Below are 15,649 nucleotides of genomic sequence, written 5' to 3'. Positions count from 1 at the left end.
GGTTAGTCTTATTTTAGTTGCGATTAATTCTTATCATAGCCTTTTGGTCGCTTCCATCTCACAGGGGCTTCTGGCTCAGGTTTCATCTCAAATTCCTTGGTATTTAAAAGTTTCAAAGCCTCTTCCACAGCTTTTTCCAATTGAGCATCTCTGCCTTTTACTGCTATTTTAGGTTCATCTATAACTTCAATATCTGGAGCAACGCCTTCACCTTCTACAGCCCATTCCCCTTCAGTATCATAAAAACCACCTCTTGGAGCAACCATTCTACCTCCGTCAATAAATCTTGGCGTATCCCATGTTCCTACAAGACCGCCCCAAGTTCGCGTTCCAACTAAGGGACCAATATCTTTTTTCTTGAACATGTATGGTAATAAATCACCACCAGAACCTGCTCTTTCGTTGATGATCATAACCTTTGGGCCCCAAATACCAGCTATAGGTGATGTCCATGGGCGATTATCTCCTGCTTTACTATTGAAATAACCAATGGGTTCACGAGTCATAATGTCAATCATATAATCCGCAGCAGAACCTCCTCCATTATTTCTTTCATCCAAGATGACTCCCTTTTTATCCTGCTGTGAGAAATAATAGCGATTGAAACTAGTAAAACCTGGCTGACTTGTGTTAGGGATATAAACGTATGCTAATTTACCATTAGACATGTCGTCAACTTTTCTTCTATTGCTTTCAACCCAATCTATATACCTGAGTCCATTTTCACTTCTCACAGGCTTCACATACACTCTCTCTGCGCCAGATGGGGTAGCTTTATTATTAACTAATACTGAAACTGTTCTTCCTGCAGTTTGAGCGAAATGTTCATAAATATTATCCTTGGCAGTAATACCTCTTCCATTAACTTCTAGAATATAGTCCCCTTCTTCAATTTTTTGACCGGTCAAGCCCAAAGGCGCCTCTATATCTGGATTCCAACGTTCTCCATCGTAAATCTTTGTGATTCTATAGTATCCATTTTTAATTTCAAAATCGGCTCCCAACAGTCCCACTGGCACTCTATCTACATCTGGCATATCGCCACCAGAAACATAAGAATGACCAATAGCTACTTCCCCACTTAAAATATCAACCAAATAGTTCAAATCTGTTCTGTGATTTACATGTTTAACCCACGGTTGGTACCAATTATAGACTTTATCCCATGGTGCACCATGAACATTATCTACATAAAGAAAATCACGCATGAATCTCCACCCCTCTTTAAAGATTTGAGCATATTCCTTTTCTGGAACCACTTTCATTTTGGCAGAAACTGAAATCTTATCTTCGGGCTTTGGTGAGCCTTCAGTATCGGTTATATGGTAATTAGCCTTTTTTTGAAAAAGAGTAAAATCACCATTTTTAGAAAGTACCATTTGACTAACTTCATCTTCGAAATCTTCAGCTTTTTCTTTTTTTACATCATAGCTATGAACTTTTAAGTCATCTTGATTCTGTATTGACTCAGCTATGAATAGTTTATGAGCCTTAGAGCTTCTTATAAATTGATAATTTCGTGATGGTAATTTTAAGGAAACTACTCTATCTTGGATGTTATCGAAATCGATTTTTACTGTAATAACTTCTTCTTTTTTATCCTTTTCATCTTTTTTATCCTTTTCATTTTCTTCTTCGTTTTTCTTAATTTCTTCTTCATCGCTTTTCGGCAAATTAGGAGCTTGTCCTTCAGCACTTAGTACTACGGCGTAGAGACTTCTAGAAACCGATGGATCATAAGAACTCATATCCAACCACCCAGTGTTCAAGCCATAGTCGGTACTCGCTAAGAAATACAAATATTCTCCAGATTGGTCCCATTGGGGTGATGTTGAATCCGCCAAGGAATCTGATACCTGATATGTTTTCCCTGATTGAATATCGAAAATAAAAATAGCTTTGAAATGACTATTCTGCTGTTTTTCATAAGTCAGATAGCGACTATCCGGTGACCAATTTGGATTCATTGTTCTATTGGGGTGTGCAAACCCATCCATGTCTACTTTTTTTACGTTTCCATTTTCCAAATTGATATACCATAAATTGTAATCTGTGTCTGTATAACTTATCAATTTGCCATCTGGAGACCAATCTGGAGTGAAATAAAACGTTGGATTATCTAACGCATAAGATTTTTGATTTTCACCAAATTGATTTGCAATAACCAACTGATATTCGCCGCTAGCATCAGAAAACCAAGCTAATTTATCACCTTGAGGCGACCAAACGGGAAATCTATCAGCTACTCCACTACTTTGGGTGATATTCCTCCAGCTCCCTTCCTCTTTTGGAAAGGTAAAAATATCTCCTCTATGCTCAAATACAGCTCGTTTTCCATTAGGGGAAAGGTTAGGGCTGTTGACATTCTTCGAACTAACATCTTCCCATCTTTCCCTGCTAAAATTTAAATCTCCAACAACATTGATCTCTAATTGATGGGCTGAATTATTCTTAGTATCTAAGGTATGTAAGTAACCCCCTTGCTCAAAAACAATCTGATCTTCGAAGGCATCTAAACTTTTAATATCGAATTTTTTGTAAAAAGTGATTTGCTTTTCTTGCTCGGATTTTAAATCATAACTCCAAATGTTACTCACAAAATCTCTTTCTGATAAGTAATACACTTTTTCTCCAACCCAAACCGGATCTAGATGTCTTTCTTTATCAAGTTGAGGTGTCCTTGTTAAATCTTGATTTTTCAAATTTAAAATCCATATAGGCATGGCTTGTCCTCCTCTATAATTCCGCCACTCTGGATCCCAAGATGTTATGGGAGTATAAGCCAAATACTTGCCATCGGAAGAAACGTCTCCGTAAGCGGCCCTTATATCAACTAAAGGTTTTGGAAAACTTCCTTCAGTTGAAATTGAATACAATTGAGAGGTTTTGGTTGGATGCGATTTTCTTCCAGTTCGAAATAGTATTTCACCAGAAGGAGTCCAACCTTGAACAATATCAGCTCCAGGATGATACGTCAATCGTTTAGGTGTTCCGCCTTCAGAAGAAATAATATAAACATCTGTATTCCCATCGTATTCTGCGCTAAACGCAATCCAGTTACCATCATCTGAAAAGTGAGGCGAAGATTCGTAGCCTTCGTAAGTTGTTAATCGTTTGGCATTACCACCAGAAAGCGGAACTTTCCATAAATCGTTGGCATAAACAAAAACAATACTTTCACTCGATAACGTAGGCTGTCGGAGAAGCATTGTCCCTTGAGCAAAAGTACTCACTGCAAAAAATGCAAATAGTAGAAACACGTATATCTTCTTCATAAGTTAAAATGATTTTATAATTGGCTAGAAAGTTAAACAAAAAGAGAGTATTTCAAATAACTAGTTATGATTTAAGAAGAATCAATAAATAATTATTAGAGTTAAATAAATTCCTATATTGTGCTTTAACAAAAACTAAATAAAATTTAAAACCTAAATCCATGAGTATCCTTAGAATCATATTTGCGATCATTTTGCCTCCACTAGGTGTATTTTTAACCGTTGGCATTCGAGGAGCCTTTTGGCTCAATATTTTATTAACACTTTTAGGCTTTGTCCCAGGCATAGTTCACGCTATATGGATTATTGCTAAAAACGATAAATAGCAATTATGGTTATTACCATTATTATTTACCAAATCCTGATGTGCTTGTTCGCATTTATAACCCTATTGAAGATAGATCATTGGGTGGTACGATTATTCGACTTTCCTAAAGTTCAGCTTTTAGCGCTGAGCCTATTTGGCTTATTTTTCGGACTTTTTTTCTTTAGTTTTGATTCTACAATGCAGTGGGTAGGTACGGTAATGGTATCGCTAGCTATTATCTTTCATTGTATAAAAATAATTCCCTACACTGTATTTTTCAAAAAAGAGGTCATCAGAACTGTTCCCACTGACTCCTCCATATGTTTAAGTCTTTTAACAAGTAATGTTTTGATGCCTAATCAAGACTACGAAAAACTGCTGAGTCGGATAGATACCTATCAACCTGATGTATTACTTACTTTGGAAAGTGATACAAAATGGGAAGAAAAATTAAAGCCAATAGAAGAAAAGTATCCCTATACTGTAAAGCTTCCACAAGACAATTTATATGGAATGCATCTCTATTCTAAACTAGAATTGGAAGATGTACAAATCCATCATTTCGTTAAAGAACATATTCCTTCCATTGAGGCTTATCTCCGCATAGATAAACAGCATAAAATCAAAATTTTTGCATTACATCCCAAACCGCCCAGTCCTACAGAAGCCAAAACGTCGACCAACCGAGATGCAGAATTGCTTTTGGTTGCAAAACGCGTCAAAGAATTAAATGAGCCGGTTCTTGTTTTTGGGGATTTAAACGATGTCGCTTGGTCTAAAAGTACATTATTATTTAGAAAAATAAGTGGATTATTGGACCCAAGGATAGGACGGGGACGCTTCAGTACTTTTCATGCGCAGCATAAACTTTTAAGATGGCCGCTGGATCACCTTTTCCATAGCGAAGATTTTAGCCTCAATAAAATTCAAGTCTTACCTGAAATAGGGTCCGATCATTTTCCCATTTACGCTAAACTGGAACTCAATACAAAAGCTGAAACTCAACAAGAAGGTCATGAATCTAGCTCTGAAGAAAAAGAAGTGGCCGATGATAAAATTGAGAAGGCTTTTCAAAAGCCAGAAGTTTCTATTTCAAATTAAATTCAAACTAGCTTTGCAGTATAAATTTCAGAAAACTATATTTGTGTCATGGAACATTTCATTGTCTCTGCTAGAAAATACAGACCCGAAACTTTTGAAGCTGTTGTAGGTCAGAAAGCAATCACCAACACACTTCTCAATGCTATCAATAACGATCATTTGGCTCAGGCCCTTTTGTTTACTGGCCCGAGGGGTGTTGGCAAGACGTCTTGTGCCCGTATTTTGGCCAAAAAAATCAATCAAGAGGCTACAGATAACGAAACTACAGACTTTGCCTTCAATATTTTTGAATTGGATGCCGCTTCCAATAATTCTGTAGATGACATTAGAAATCTAACCGATCAAGTTAGAATTCCGCCACAAACAGGAAAGTATAAAGTTTATATTATAGATGAGGTACACATGCTTTCCCAAGCAGCCTTCAATGCCTTTTTGAAAACGTTGGAAGAGCCTCCAAAGCATGCTATTTTTATTTTAGCAACAACAGAGAAGCATAAAATTATTCCTACCATATTATCGCGTTGTCAAATTTTTGACTTTAAACGGATCACCGTTGGCGACATCAAAGAACATTTAACTAAAATAGCTGAAAAGGAAGGTGTTATAGCCGACGAGGATGCGCTTCACATCATCGCTCAAAAAGCAGATGGAGCCATGCGTGATGCCCTTTCGACTTACGACAGAGTTGTGAGTTTTAGTGGTAAAAACCTTACTATTGAAGCTGTTACCGAAAACTTGAATGTTTTAGATTATGACACGTTCTTTAAAACAACAGATTTACTTTTGGAAAATAATATCCCTGAAGTTCTGGTCTATTTTAATCATATTCTTTCCAAAGGCTTTGATGGACAACATTTTATTGCGGGATTGGCCTCTCACTTTAGAGATTTAATGGTCTCCAAGAATTCTCAAACCATAGAACTTCTGGAAGTTGGAGAGCGTTCAAAAACAAAATACTTTGAGCAGTCGCAAGCGACGTCTTACTCCTTTCTACAGGAAGGTATAGACTTGGCCAATACCTGTGACTTTAATTACAAGTTGAGTCAAAACCAACGTTTGCACGTGGAATTGTGTTTGATGAAACTGGCTTCATTAACCGACCCGAACTCGTCTCAAAAAAAAAGACTAAACACCACATCTTAAGCCCTCAAGAGGTTCAAGAGCAAGCCGGCCACTACTCCAAAGCTTCTGAAATTGAGACACATGATAAGCCGAGTGTCCAGGATGCTTCAGGCGATCGTCATCTCAAATCTGCTGATTTACATTCAGAGCAACCAGAAACCCCAGACGCTACACCCAAGCCAGTAGAAGCTGAAATTTCTGCTATCGAGAACAAGGCATCAACGGGAGCAAATTCAGAAGAAAAAAAAGAAGAAGTGCCGGTTGATATTGAGGAAAAGGCAGAAACGCTCACTCCTAAACTTGAGGATAGGCCCAAAAAAGTGAATGGGCTTTCTATTAAGAGCATTCAGGAGAAGAAAAAATTAAAGGAACAGCTTAAAAAAAATAAGCCTAAAGAAGCTGAACTTACCGGTGATTTTACTGAGGATGACTTGAAGGAAGCTTGGAAAGATTATATCGAAATCCTAAACCAAAAAGGAAGTAAAATCGTCTCATCGGTGATGTCTACAGACGAGCCCAAATTGGAGGGGAAACAGATAAAAGTAGAGTTACCCAATGAGTCTATGAAGTTGAATTTGCTCCAAGACCAAGGTGATTTGATGAATTTTTTGAAAGAAAGACTAAAGAATACTCAAATTAATCTCGACATTACTGTAAATCATAAATCTGAAAAGAAATATGTGTATACACCACGAGAGAAATTTGAAAAATTGAATGAGAAAAATCCAAATTTGGAATTACTAAGAAAAACTTTTGATTTAGATATCTAATAACTATGCTAGGACTAAAATTACCTACAGATCCAAGATGGGCAAATATCGCCGAAAAGAATATTGATGACATCTTGATTGACCATGCCTACTGCGAGCAAAAAGCAGCCTCTACGGCTATTTCATTGATTGTTTCTTTCCCTGAGTATACCGAGTTAATTACAGCGATGACTGAATTGGTCCAGGAGGAAATGAGTCATTTTAAAATGGTTCACGATCTTTTGAAAGAACGAAATGTAACCTTAGGGCGTGATCGTAAGGATGCTTATGTGGCTCAAGTTATCACTTTCTTCCCTAAAGGAGGAAGCCGACAAACGCAATTGGCACATCGTTTACTTTATGCTGCACTTATTGAAGCTAGAAGCTGCGAACGTTTCCGACTTTTGTCTGAAGAGCTTAGCGATGAAAAGTTAAGGCGCTTTTATAGAAAATTAATGATAAGTGAAGCGAATCACTATACTATGTTTTTGAAGTTTGCTAGGCAATACCATGATGAAGCAGAAGTGAATCAGAAATGGTCGGACTTACTTGATTTTGAGGCAAAAATACTAGAGTCATTTCAATCTGGACCTTCTGTTCACGGTTGGTAATCGACTTGGTTTAGAGCTTAAGCTGAAATAAAAAACCCTGAAGGTACAAGTGTATTTTCAGGGTTTTGCTTTTATAATTTACTCGTCGTAAACATTGGAATACTTTCCATCTGAGGTTTCGAAAAATTTCCCATTGACGTATCGGTAATGATTGTCAATAGATTTTAGATCCTTCATATCCTCTTCATCTAGATCAATCTTTTGACTGTCTAAGTTTTCTTGAATCCTCTCTTCATTGGTGGATTTAGGGATTGTAGCCACATTTCTTTCAAGGTGAAACTTGATCAGTACTTGAGCAGGTGAAGCGTCATGCTTTTTGGCGATTGCAGTGACTACTTCATTTTCCAATAGAGAAGGTTCATCGTCTGCTTTCATCTCTTCGGTTCTATCTTGGCTACCTAAAGGTGAAAATGCCGTAAGGTTAATACCCTGTTTATGGCAAAAATCTACAAGATCTTCTTGGTGTAGATAAGGATGTAATTCAATTTGATTCATTTCTGGAATCACGTCTGTTTTGGACATTAAATCTTCTAATTTCTTTTTACTGAAATTGGATACACCAATATGTTTTATAAGACTTTGATTTTTTAGTTTAACCATAGCTTCCCAAGTTTCTTTTATAGGAACTTCCTCTAAAGATAGAAAATCATCATCTGAAGAAGGGAACCCTTCTAATCCTGGTTTAAAAGCTACTGGCCAATGAATTAAATATAAATCGATATAATCTAGTTGAAGATCTTTTAATGTCTGTTCCAAAGCTGGTTTTACATCTGCTTCTTTGTGGTTGGTATTCCATAATTTTGAAGTGATCCAAACCTCATGTCTGGAAATATTCCCTTCATCGAAAACCTCTTTTAAAGCATCGCCCACTTCCTTTTCGTTTCCGTAAACTGCAGCACAATCGATATGTCTATAACCAATCTTTAAAGCGTGTTTTACAGCTTTTTTGACAGCGCCAGGTTCAGATTTCCAAGTTCCTAAACCAATGGCATCCATCTCGTTGTCATTATTGTATCGTAGAGTTTTCATAAGTATTAATTTTTATAAATATAGTTTTATAGATCCTGAAAACAGCAACAAGGTTTGGGTTTAAACTAGTTTTAACTACAAATCTTTATCATTATTAGTCTTGGCGCTATAACGACGCTGCTCGTTCAGCGACTCATGGGCTATAATTTCACTTTCTGGAATCACCTTGAGGAACGAGGGATGTTGCTCAATTGCATATTCAATTTTCTCTATAATGCTTTCCACCTCTTCATTATCATAATCTATATCCAGCGGCTCTTTAATGACCATAGATTGAAGGATATTTCTCTTTTTGATACGGATTCCTTTTTTATCGAAAGAGCGCCTAAAGCCATCTATAACAATAGGTATAACAATAGGTTTGTATTTTTTTATGATAAAGGCTGTTCCTTTTCTTATTGGTTTCCAGGGTTTCGTAGTACCTTGAGGAAAGGTGATCACCCAACCATCATCTAAAGCTTTTCCTATATCAGAAATATCGCTCATTTTCACTTGGCGATTTACATTTTGCCCATCAGCTCTCCAAGTTCTATCGATACTTATAGATCCTGCATAGGCTAGAACTTTGGGCAAGAAGCCTTTCTTCATTGTTTCAGCAGCTGCGACATAATAGATATTCAGCTTAGGATTCCATAAATAGCCTACGTTTTTAATACTATCTTCTCTTCCACTTAAGGAAGCATTGAAAACATGATACATGGCGACCACATCTGCGAAGTAAGTTTGATGGTTGGATACAAACAAAACATTTCTATCGGGCAAATCCTTTAGAATGGAAGACCCTTCTATTTGGAGATCATTGAAACCGCGATAACGTCGATGAGTCATCGCCCCCATAGTCCTTATTATCCATTTTTTTAAAAATAGATAATGTCCAAAAGGATTTTTCTTAAATAAGCCCATATCTCAAAAAAATTAATTCTCAAATATACGGTTTTATAGACTTATCCTATCCTAGAAAAGAGTTCCCGTATTTCACTTAAAATCATAGCAGTAGCTCCCCAAACCACATTGCCGTTAAAATTGAATGCGGGTACTTCTACATTTTTAGCGTAAGAGGCTTGAATGATTTCTGTATTCAGATTGTTTTTATCTAAACAAATGGCTAAAGGGATTTCTATAATATGTTCCACTTCACTTTCCTGTAAAACGAAACTAGGTTCAAAATCAATATAGCCCAAAAATGGATGAACCAAAAAATTTGAAGGGGGTATATAAAGTTGTGTGAGTGGTTTTATCAATTTGATCTTGTTGGCCTTGACTCCAATTTCTTCTTCCGTTTCTCTTAGGGCGGTTCGTTCAAGATTCAAATCCAGTTCTTCATAGCGTCCACCCGGAAACCCAATCTGATTTGAATGCACCCCTTTGTAAGTTTTCCTCAAGATAAAAGCCATATGTATTTCCCCATTTTTCGGGTATAACAACGAAATAACCCCAGCATAATTCGCGTTCTTTCGTTGTTCATTTAAGGTTTCCAATTCTTTTTGACGAAACAAAGGTGCGAGTTGGTAATGAAAAGATTCGCCAGGAAGCTCTATTTTCTCTAATTTTGTGATTAAATATTCTAATGATGAAAATTCCATTTTTAATTCTAAGTATAGTATTCGTTCTTATTTCCTGTAAAAAAGACAAAGATAATTCAACTGTACAGAGCAGCCTTGAGAAAAAGATGACAGAAAAAAAAGTTGAAGTCAATATCCCCTCCAATGGAGAAAGCGATAGAGATTTATCAATCATAAAAACAGTATCGCAAGAAGAATTAATACCATTTCTAAAGGCCTACGCCAAAGACAATCCTGAAACTATTGTAAAAGTGATAACCGATAAGGGATCTTTTACTGTAGAGCTATTTGCTGAGCCTGTTTTACACAGAGCCAATTTTATAAGACTGGCCAAAATTGGATATTTTGATACGACTGTTTTTCATAGAGTCGATGATAATTTTGTGGTACAAGGTGGAAATAGCGATAGAATGGGTACTTACGACTTTAGAAATGCAGTAGGGAATTTTTTGATCCCCAATGAATTTACAAATCGATATAAACACGATTACGGAGCTTTATCTGCTGCAAAATATGCGGAGCAAAATGTGAGTAATGCTTCGTCTCCTTTTGAATTTTTTATTGTTACTAAACCCGATGGTGCTTATCATCTAGACCAAGATCATACCGTCTTTGGAAGAGTTATAAAAGGCATGGACATCGTAGAACAAATAGACGATTTGGAAACCGATGGAAGCGAATGGCCGCTAACCAACGTAGGCCTAGATATGAAAGTGATTCGCTAAATTCACCAATAATCCTTTATGTCCTCATCCTTTTTGTAAACAGAAGGCAGGGATATTTTAAAGATCACTGCTGAAAGTCTAATAATAATAACGACCAATCCTGATAAGAAAAAAATCAAACTGTCGGGGAAGTTGAGTTTTAGAAAAACGAAATAGCTCAATCCACCTAAAATACAAGCAGTTGCATAAATTTCCCTTCTGAAAATTTGGGGAATATCGTTACATAAAATATCCCGAATAACCCCGCCAAAGCAAGCACTCATCGTCCCTAAGGCAACACAGATAATTGCTGGCAGTTCTTGAGAAAGTCCTTTTTCGACCCCTACAACGGTGTATAAGCCTATTCCCAAAGTATCGAAAAGGAAAAGTGATTTTCTTAAATAGGATAGCTTTTTTCTAAAAAACACAGCCAGAACTGTAGTCACAAAGATCACATAGACGTAAGTCATATCCTGCATCCACATCACTGGAAGACCTAGTAAAACATCCCTTAAAGTTCCCCCTCCAACTGAAGTCACAAAAGCAATAATCAAAATACCAAAGGCGTCCATGCGTTTCTTTAACGAGGACAATACACCCGATATAGAAAAAGCAATAACTCCTAAGATGTCTAAAATTAAAATGTAATCCATTAGCGAGTACTATAGAAGTGATAATCCTTTAACAGGGTTTGTATAAATGTTTGCGGAGATTGTTCTACTTGAATGTTCAATTGAGAGGCTACCTTATCACTTAGTTTTAAAATGATGAAGTGGTCGGATTCTCTTTGGGCTTTATCAAAAACGGCTTTAATTCGCCTCATATCTTTATCTGTCATCGTGGCTGCTTGTGGATAGCGGGGATTATAAGACTCTTCAATTTCGAAATTCAGCATCTTTTCAAAGCCTGTTTTCCGTCGTTCAGAAATTACTGCTGTTTTGGCAGCAAGATCGCCAAGTCGTTGACCTTTACCATTTAGCAATATAACCAAAACCGCAACAGAACCGCTAACCAAGCTTATATCTACTATCCTAAACAACCAACGAATCAGAAATCCAGAGAATTGAGGCTTCGAACCATCTAAGTTGACCACCCGCAAACGCATGGAAGCTTTACCTACACTTTGTCCATTTAGAAAAGTTTCCATCAACAAATGATATAAAAACGGTGGCAAACCAATAACCAGAGAGGTAGCAAAACCTTCAAAAGGAGAAACATTAAGTCCCCTCATTACAGCGATAGTAGCAAATACATAAGCTATGATAATTATAAAATCTATAATGTAAGCTAAAATCCTATCCCAGACTGTAGCTACATTTTGTTGAATCTTCACATTTTGTGCAGTTTCTATTTGAAAATGACTCATGAATTGCGTTTCTTTGAATAAATTTAATAAATATGCGTGAGGCGGCTTTTGTCAAGCAAAATAAAGACAAATGGTTAAAATTCGAAAGAGTTCTACTAAATAATATTCATATTTCACCAGATGAGTTATCTCAACTCTACGTGGAACTCAATGAAGATCTAAATTACGCCCAAACTTTTTACGCTAATAGTGAAACTATAGCTTATCTCAATGAGCTTTCTGTGGGAGCTCACCAGAAGATTTATAAAACCAAAAAAGAATCCAAGAACAAAATATTTCAATTTTACTTTAAAGAATTTCCATTGTTTTTTTACAAACACCGTTCAATGCTTTTACTTGCTTTTATTCTTTTCGTAAGTTTTGCTGCTATAGGAGCCTATTCTGCATCTTCGGACGATAGCTTTGTAAGATTAATTTTAGGGGATGCTTATGTCAACTCCACTATCGATAATATCCAAAATGGAGATCCGATGGCGGTTTACAAAAAAGCCAATGAAACGGATATGTTTCTTGGCATTACTATAAATAATATAAAAGTAGCTCTTTATGCGTTTATTGCTGGGATTTTAGCAGGATTAGGTACTGTCTACATTGTCTTGCAGAATGCAATAATGCTGGGGTCTTTTCAGTATTTTTTTTACGACCAAGGTTTGCTGTGGGAATCTGCAAGAACCATCTGGATTCACGGCACTATAGAAATTTCGGTTATTATCGTTGCCGCCTGCGCTGGCCTTGTTATGGGAAAGAGTCTCCTGTTTCCAAAAACCTACACAAGACTCCAATCCTTTATAAAAGGAGTGAAAGCAGGACTCAAAATTGTTATAAGCACAATACCCTTTTTTATCATAGCTGGATTTTTAGAAGGTTTTGTAACCCGTTTAACTGGCATGCCAGACTGGCTGGCTGTATTAATTATTGTATCGTCTTTAGCTCTCATTCTTTATTATTACGTCTTTTTACCCCAAATACTATATAAAAAACATGCAAAACAACTACATCCTCTTTAAAAAACAACGAGATCTTGGCGCTATTATCTCAGATACTTTTAAGTTTATAAGACAAGAATATAAAACTATTTTTAGTTTATACTTAAAACACGTGGGTTGGCTTTTACTCCTTGCAGTCGCTGCTGGCACCTATTACCAGTATACTTCATTGAACTCTGCCAATTCACTTTTAGAAGATGGAGCCGAAGCTTTTTTACTCGATACATTTCAGAATACTGGATTTTCCTTACTTCTCGTTTTTTTAACTTCGATAGCTTACTCAGCAATGAGCTTAACTACGATCAATAGTATTATCAAGAGTTATGTAGATAATAAAGGAGAAATTAAAGATGAGGAGGTAAGTTTATATATTGGACGTTTCTTTGGTCAAACCCTCCTTAGCTTATTCGTCGTTGGTATCCTTTGTTTTATTGGTTTTTTACTATGCTTCCTTCCTGGGGTTTACTTAGTGGTGCCTTTATCCTTAATTTTTTCGATAATCGTCTTTCAAGAGAAATCCTTTTCTGATGCATTTTCTGAATGTTTTCAACTCATAAAACAAAACTGGTGGATTACTTTTGCTACCATTTTAGTTATAAGTATATTAATATCACTTATAGGAGGAATATTTCAACTTCCGGTAGTTATATTGACAGCTGTGGAGACATTTACGTCACTTGAAGAAGGCACAGGCACTAGTGGAGCTTTAGGTTTAGGAAATAATTGGCTATACCTTACTTTATATATTTTCGCTTCCATTGCTCAGTATATTTTAGGATTAGTCACCCTTATTTCACTGGTCTTAATTTATTTTAATCTGAATGAAATCCACAACAAAACTGGTACTTTAGAAGATATTGACAGCATTGGAAATTAAAACAAAAGCCATAAGACTATTTCTATTTTTGCTCCTCTTTTTAAAGCTAGGAGGCTTATCGCCTACTCTATATTCTTCACCTAGTGTGCAAGAAGATAGCCTTCAAGTCAGCACTTCACCAATCGAATTTGATAAATCCATTATTGAGTCTTACCAAACTGATGAAGATTACAATTACTTCAAAACGCTGGTTGAACCTTCAGCATGGGATAAATTTAAAAATTGGCTAAACTTACAGTGGAATAAATTTTTGAATTGGTTGCTATCTGGTATTGATGAGGGAAACCTTTGGAATTACGTGGCTTTAGTTTTAAAAATTCTTGTTATTGTAGGGATTGGTGTCCTCATCATTTGGTTGTTTAGCAAATACTATAGTTCTAAACAAAAAAAAATTGCTCAACATCAAAACTTGGTCAACTTATCTGAAGAGGAACAGCTTTTAAAACAAAAAGACCTGCTGAACCTCGTGGAAGAAGCCGAGCATAATGAAAATTACAGGTTAGCCTCTCGCTATTTATTTCTAAATACCTTGAAACATTTAAGAGAGAAAAAATTAATTGACTATCAATTTCAAAAAACCAATTCTGACTATAAATCTGAAATCACTCAAGATTTAATTAAAGCAGACTTTACATATCTATCAAGATTATATGAATTTGTCTGGTATGGCGACTTTGAATTGAATGTGACTGATTTCAAAAAAGTCAAATCCCGATCTGAAAATTTAATCATCAACATTCAAAATCTAAAAGCCGATGAATAAACGCAACAAAGGCTTACTCATTGGATTAATTGGAGTTATCATTTTGATCATTATCCTAGATGCTACCACTAAAAAACCTGTAGATTGGTTTCCCAGTTACGTGCATACAGACAATAGAGCATTAGGAACAGAGGTGTTTTACAAAAGCTTATCTTCTTTAGACACCGATATTCAACATGTCGAAAAATCCCCCTTTGAGAGTTTTCAAGATAGCCTCCAACAAAAGGGTACTTATTTTTTCTTGAACGAGTATATCAATTTAACCAAAGAAGAGATCGATGAACTTTTGGAGTGGGTAGATCATGGAAATACCGCTTTTATAGCCTCTCAGGGAATTCCTAAACCGCTTTTGGATACCTTAGATCTCAACATAAGTTTTTACCTAAGTAATTCTCAAATAGAATATCAGCCAAGCTTTAATTTTGTAGAAGAAAAACTTCAATTAGAATCAGCCAAAAAGTCAAGAAAGGCCTTTGAATATCTTTACTTTTCTGAAATAGATTCAACCAAAACTCAATCTCTAGGATTTGCTCAATCCACGCTAAAGGGAAATGAGGATGAGAATAGTCCTCATATCAATTTTATAAAGGTGAGCTGGGGTGATGGGTATTTTTTATGCCATCTCGCTCCCCAAATCTTTACCAACTATTTTATGGTAGATGGATCCAATAGTGATTATTCAGCAAGAACTTTAAATTATATTGATTTCAATAAACCAATTCTTTGGGACAATTACTATAAAGCAGGCAAGGAAAAAATAACAAATCCATTATATTATTTACTCTCCAATATCTACTTGAAAACGGCTTATTATTTAATTATCATATCCTCGCTTTTATTTATTTTATTTGGTGGTAAAAGAAAACAAAGACCTATCCCCATTATAGATTCTGTCAAAAACAAATCTCGAGAATTTGCACAAACTATTGCTGGTATGTATTTAGATAAAAAAGACCATAAAGCTATCGCCCAAAAACAAATCCAGTCGTTTCTAGATAAAATCAGAAATCGTTATCGACTGTCGACTCAAAAGGTAGATGCTAAGTTTCTAAAAGAGCTGTCGCAAAAAACAAATCAGAATTATGAAGACTTAGAGGAATTATTTAAATATATTGAATTTATAAATACCTCAGAAACCATTAGTGAAAAAGAACTCATAAGTTTGGATCATAAATTATCCAGTTTTAACTATTAAAT

14 protein-coding genes and 1 pseudogene are annotated in these 15,649 nt (G+C 35.9%); 9 read left to right on the top strand and 6 right to left on the bottom strand.

Annotated features, from left to right (window positions below):
* Positions 1–23 precede the first annotated feature (23 nt).
* Positions 24–3,275, bottom strand: coding sequence for a S41 family peptidase (locus PGOND44_RS12490; RefSeq protein WP_003442930.1), 3,252 nt, complete (start codon positions 3,273–3,275; stop codon positions 24–26).
* A 161-nt stretch (positions 3,276–3,436) separates the two neighbouring features.
* Between PGOND44_RS12490 and PGOND44_RS15380 the strand changes: the two genes are divergently transcribed.
* The 4 genes and pseudogenes from PGOND44_RS15380 (at position 3,437) to miaE (ending at position 7,165) form a co-directional block, all read left to right on the top strand.
* Positions 3,437–3,601, top strand: a complete 165-nt coding sequence (locus tag PGOND44_RS15380) for a YqaE/Pmp3 family membrane protein (protein ID WP_003442929.1) — start codon at positions 3,437–3,439, stop codon at positions 3,599–3,601.
* Between the two features lie 5 nt (positions 3,602–3,606).
* Positions 3,607–4,683 (top strand): endonuclease/exonuclease/phosphatase family protein, encoded by a 1,077-nt coding sequence (locus PGOND44_RS12480; RefSeq protein WP_003442910.1) that lies wholly within the window; start codon positions 3,607–3,609, stop codon positions 4,681–4,683.
* A gap of 48 nt (positions 4,684–4,731) precedes the next feature.
* Positions 4,732–6,575: pseudogene (locus PGOND44_RS15920) on the top strand (DNA polymerase III subunit gamma/tau).
* 5 nt (positions 6,576–6,580) lie between these two features.
* The gene (gene miaE / locus PGOND44_RS12465) at positions 6,581–7,165 is read left to right on the top strand and encodes a tRNA-(ms[2]io[6]A)-hydroxylase (protein ID WP_003442908.1); all 585 of its coding nucleotides are present in this window, start codon (positions 6,581–6,583) and stop codon (positions 7,163–7,165) included.
* A gap of 78 nt (positions 7,166–7,243) precedes the next feature.
* Here miaE and PGOND44_RS12460 read toward each other — a convergent pair whose 3' ends face one another.
* The 3 genes from PGOND44_RS12460 to PGOND44_RS12450 all read right to left on the bottom strand — a co-directional run bounded on the left by PGOND44_RS12460 (position 7,244) and on the right by PGOND44_RS12450 (position 9,777).
* Positions 7,244–8,194 carry an aldo/keto reductase gene (locus PGOND44_RS12460; protein WP_003442907.1) on the bottom strand — a complete coding sequence of 317 codons (951 nt, stop codon included), beginning with the start codon at positions 8,192–8,194 and terminating at the stop codon, positions 7,244–7,246.
* 75 nt (positions 8,195–8,269) lie between these two features.
* Positions 8,270–9,097: a lysophospholipid acyltransferase family protein gene (locus PGOND44_RS12455; protein WP_040556140.1), complete on the bottom strand. Its 828-nt coding sequence runs from the start codon at positions 9,095–9,097 to the stop codon at positions 8,270–8,272.
* 41 nt (positions 9,098–9,138) lie between these two features.
* On the bottom strand, positions 9,139–9,777 hold the full coding sequence (locus PGOND44_RS12450; protein ID WP_003442905.1) for an NUDIX hydrolase: 639 nt from the start codon (positions 9,775–9,777) through the stop codon (positions 9,139–9,141).
* A gap of 86 nt (positions 9,778–9,863) precedes the next feature.
* Here PGOND44_RS12450 and PGOND44_RS12445 point away from each other — a divergent pair, with 86 nt between their 5' ends.
* A complete protein-coding gene (locus PGOND44_RS12445; protein WP_003442904.1) occupies positions 9,864–10,481 on the top strand; it encodes a peptidylprolyl isomerase in 618 nt (205 codons plus the stop codon).
* 2 nt (positions 10,482–10,483) lie between these two features.
* Here PGOND44_RS12445 and PGOND44_RS12440 read toward each other — a convergent pair whose 3' ends face one another.
* Positions 10,484–11,113, bottom strand: a complete 630-nt coding sequence (locus tag PGOND44_RS12440) for a trimeric intracellular cation channel family protein (protein ID WP_003442903.1) — start codon at positions 11,111–11,113, stop codon at positions 10,484–10,486.
* The gene (locus tag PGOND44_RS12435; RefSeq protein ID WP_003442902.1) at positions 11,113–11,826 is read right to left on the bottom strand and encodes an RDD family protein; all 714 of its coding nucleotides are present in this window, start codon (positions 11,824–11,826) and stop codon (positions 11,113–11,115) included. The genes PGOND44_RS12440 and PGOND44_RS12435 overlap by 1 nt, the downstream gene beginning before the upstream one ends.
* 32 nt (positions 11,827–11,858) lie before the next feature.
* Between PGOND44_RS12435 and PGOND44_RS12430 the strand changes: the two genes are divergently transcribed.
* Genes PGOND44_RS12430 through PGOND44_RS12415 form a run of 4 tightly spaced genes read left to right on the top strand, consistent with a single transcriptional unit; the run spans position 11,859 to position 15,647 of the window.
* Positions 11,859–12,833, top strand: a complete 975-nt coding sequence (locus PGOND44_RS12430; protein ID WP_003442901.1) for a stage II sporulation protein M — start codon at positions 11,859–11,861, stop codon at positions 12,831–12,833.
* Positions 12,808–13,689, top strand: coding sequence for a hypothetical protein (locus PGOND44_RS12425; RefSeq protein WP_003442900.1), 882 nt, complete (start codon positions 12,808–12,810; stop codon positions 13,687–13,689). The genes PGOND44_RS12430 and PGOND44_RS12425 overlap by 26 nt, the downstream gene beginning before the upstream one ends.
* Positions 13,679–14,452 (top strand): hypothetical protein, encoded by a 774-nt coding sequence (locus PGOND44_RS12420; protein ID WP_051044086.1) that lies wholly within the window; start codon positions 13,679–13,681, stop codon positions 14,450–14,452. The genes PGOND44_RS12425 and PGOND44_RS12420 overlap by 11 nt, the downstream gene beginning before the upstream one ends.
* The gene (locus tag PGOND44_RS12415; protein ID WP_003442897.1) at positions 14,445–15,647 is read left to right on the top strand and encodes a DUF4350 domain-containing protein; all 1,203 of its coding nucleotides are present in this window, start codon (positions 14,445–14,447) and stop codon (positions 15,645–15,647) included. The genes PGOND44_RS12420 and PGOND44_RS12415 overlap by 8 nt, the downstream gene beginning before the upstream one ends.
* The last annotated feature ends 2 nt before the right edge of the window (positions 15,648–15,649 follow it).

Source organism: Psychroflexus gondwanensis ACAM 44 (assembly GCF_000355905.1).
In the GTDB taxonomy this organism is placed as follows: Bacteria; Bacteroidota; Bacteroidia; order Flavobacteriales; family Flavobacteriaceae; genus Psychroflexus; species Psychroflexus gondwanensis.
The sequence above is the reverse complement of the archived record's forward strand: the minus strand, read 5'-3'. Positions and strand labels throughout refer to the sequence as shown.

What these genes read in the sequence shown, in the direction of transcription:
- miaE (WP_003442908.1), top strand. Translation starts at nt 6,581, where the DNA reads ATGCTAGGACTAAAATTACCTACAGATCCAAGATGGGCAAATATCGCC.
- PGOND44_RS12430 (WP_003442901.1), top strand. Translation starts at nt 11,859, where the DNA reads ATGCGTGAGGCGGCTTTTGTCAAGCAAAATAAAGACAAATGGTTAAAA.
- PGOND44_RS12460 (WP_003442907.1), bottom strand. Translation starts at nt 8,194, where the DNA reads ATGAAAACTCTACGATACAATAATGACAACGAGATGGATGCCATTGGT.
- PGOND44_RS12450 (WP_003442905.1), bottom strand. Translation starts at nt 9,777, where the DNA reads ATGGAATTTTCATCATTAGAATATTTAATCACAAAATTAGAGAAAATA.
- PGOND44_RS15380 (WP_003442929.1), top strand. Translation starts at nt 3,437, where the DNA reads ATGAGTATCCTTAGAATCATATTTGCGATCATTTTGCCTCCACTAGGT.
- PGOND44_RS12425 (WP_003442900.1), top strand. Translation starts at nt 12,808, where the DNA reads ATGCAAAACAACTACATCCTCTTTAAAAAACAACGAGATCTTGGCGCT.
- PGOND44_RS12455 (WP_040556140.1), bottom strand. Translation starts at nt 9,097, where the DNA reads ATGGGCTTATTTAAGAAAAATCCTTTTGGACATTATCTATTTTTAAAA.
- PGOND44_RS12440 (WP_003442903.1), bottom strand. Translation starts at nt 11,113, where the DNA reads ATGGATTACATTTTAATTTTAGACATCTTAGGAGTTATTGCTTTTTCT.
- PGOND44_RS12435 (WP_003442902.1), bottom strand. Translation starts at nt 11,826, where the DNA reads ATGAGTCATTTTCAAATAGAAACTGCACAAAATGTGAAGATTCAACAA.
- PGOND44_RS12480 (WP_003442910.1), top strand. Translation starts at nt 3,607, where the DNA reads ATGGTTATTACCATTATTATTTACCAAATCCTGATGTGCTTGTTCGCA.
- PGOND44_RS12490 (WP_003442930.1), bottom strand. Translation starts at nt 3,275, where the DNA reads ATGAAGAAGATATACGTGTTTCTACTATTTGCATTTTTTGCAGTGAGT.
- PGOND44_RS12415 (WP_003442897.1), top strand. Translation starts at nt 14,445, where the DNA reads ATGAATAAACGCAACAAAGGCTTACTCATTGGATTAATTGGAGTTATC.
- PGOND44_RS12445 (WP_003442904.1), top strand. Translation starts at nt 9,864, where the DNA reads ATGACAGAAAAAAAAGTTGAAGTCAATATCCCCTCCAATGGAGAAAGC.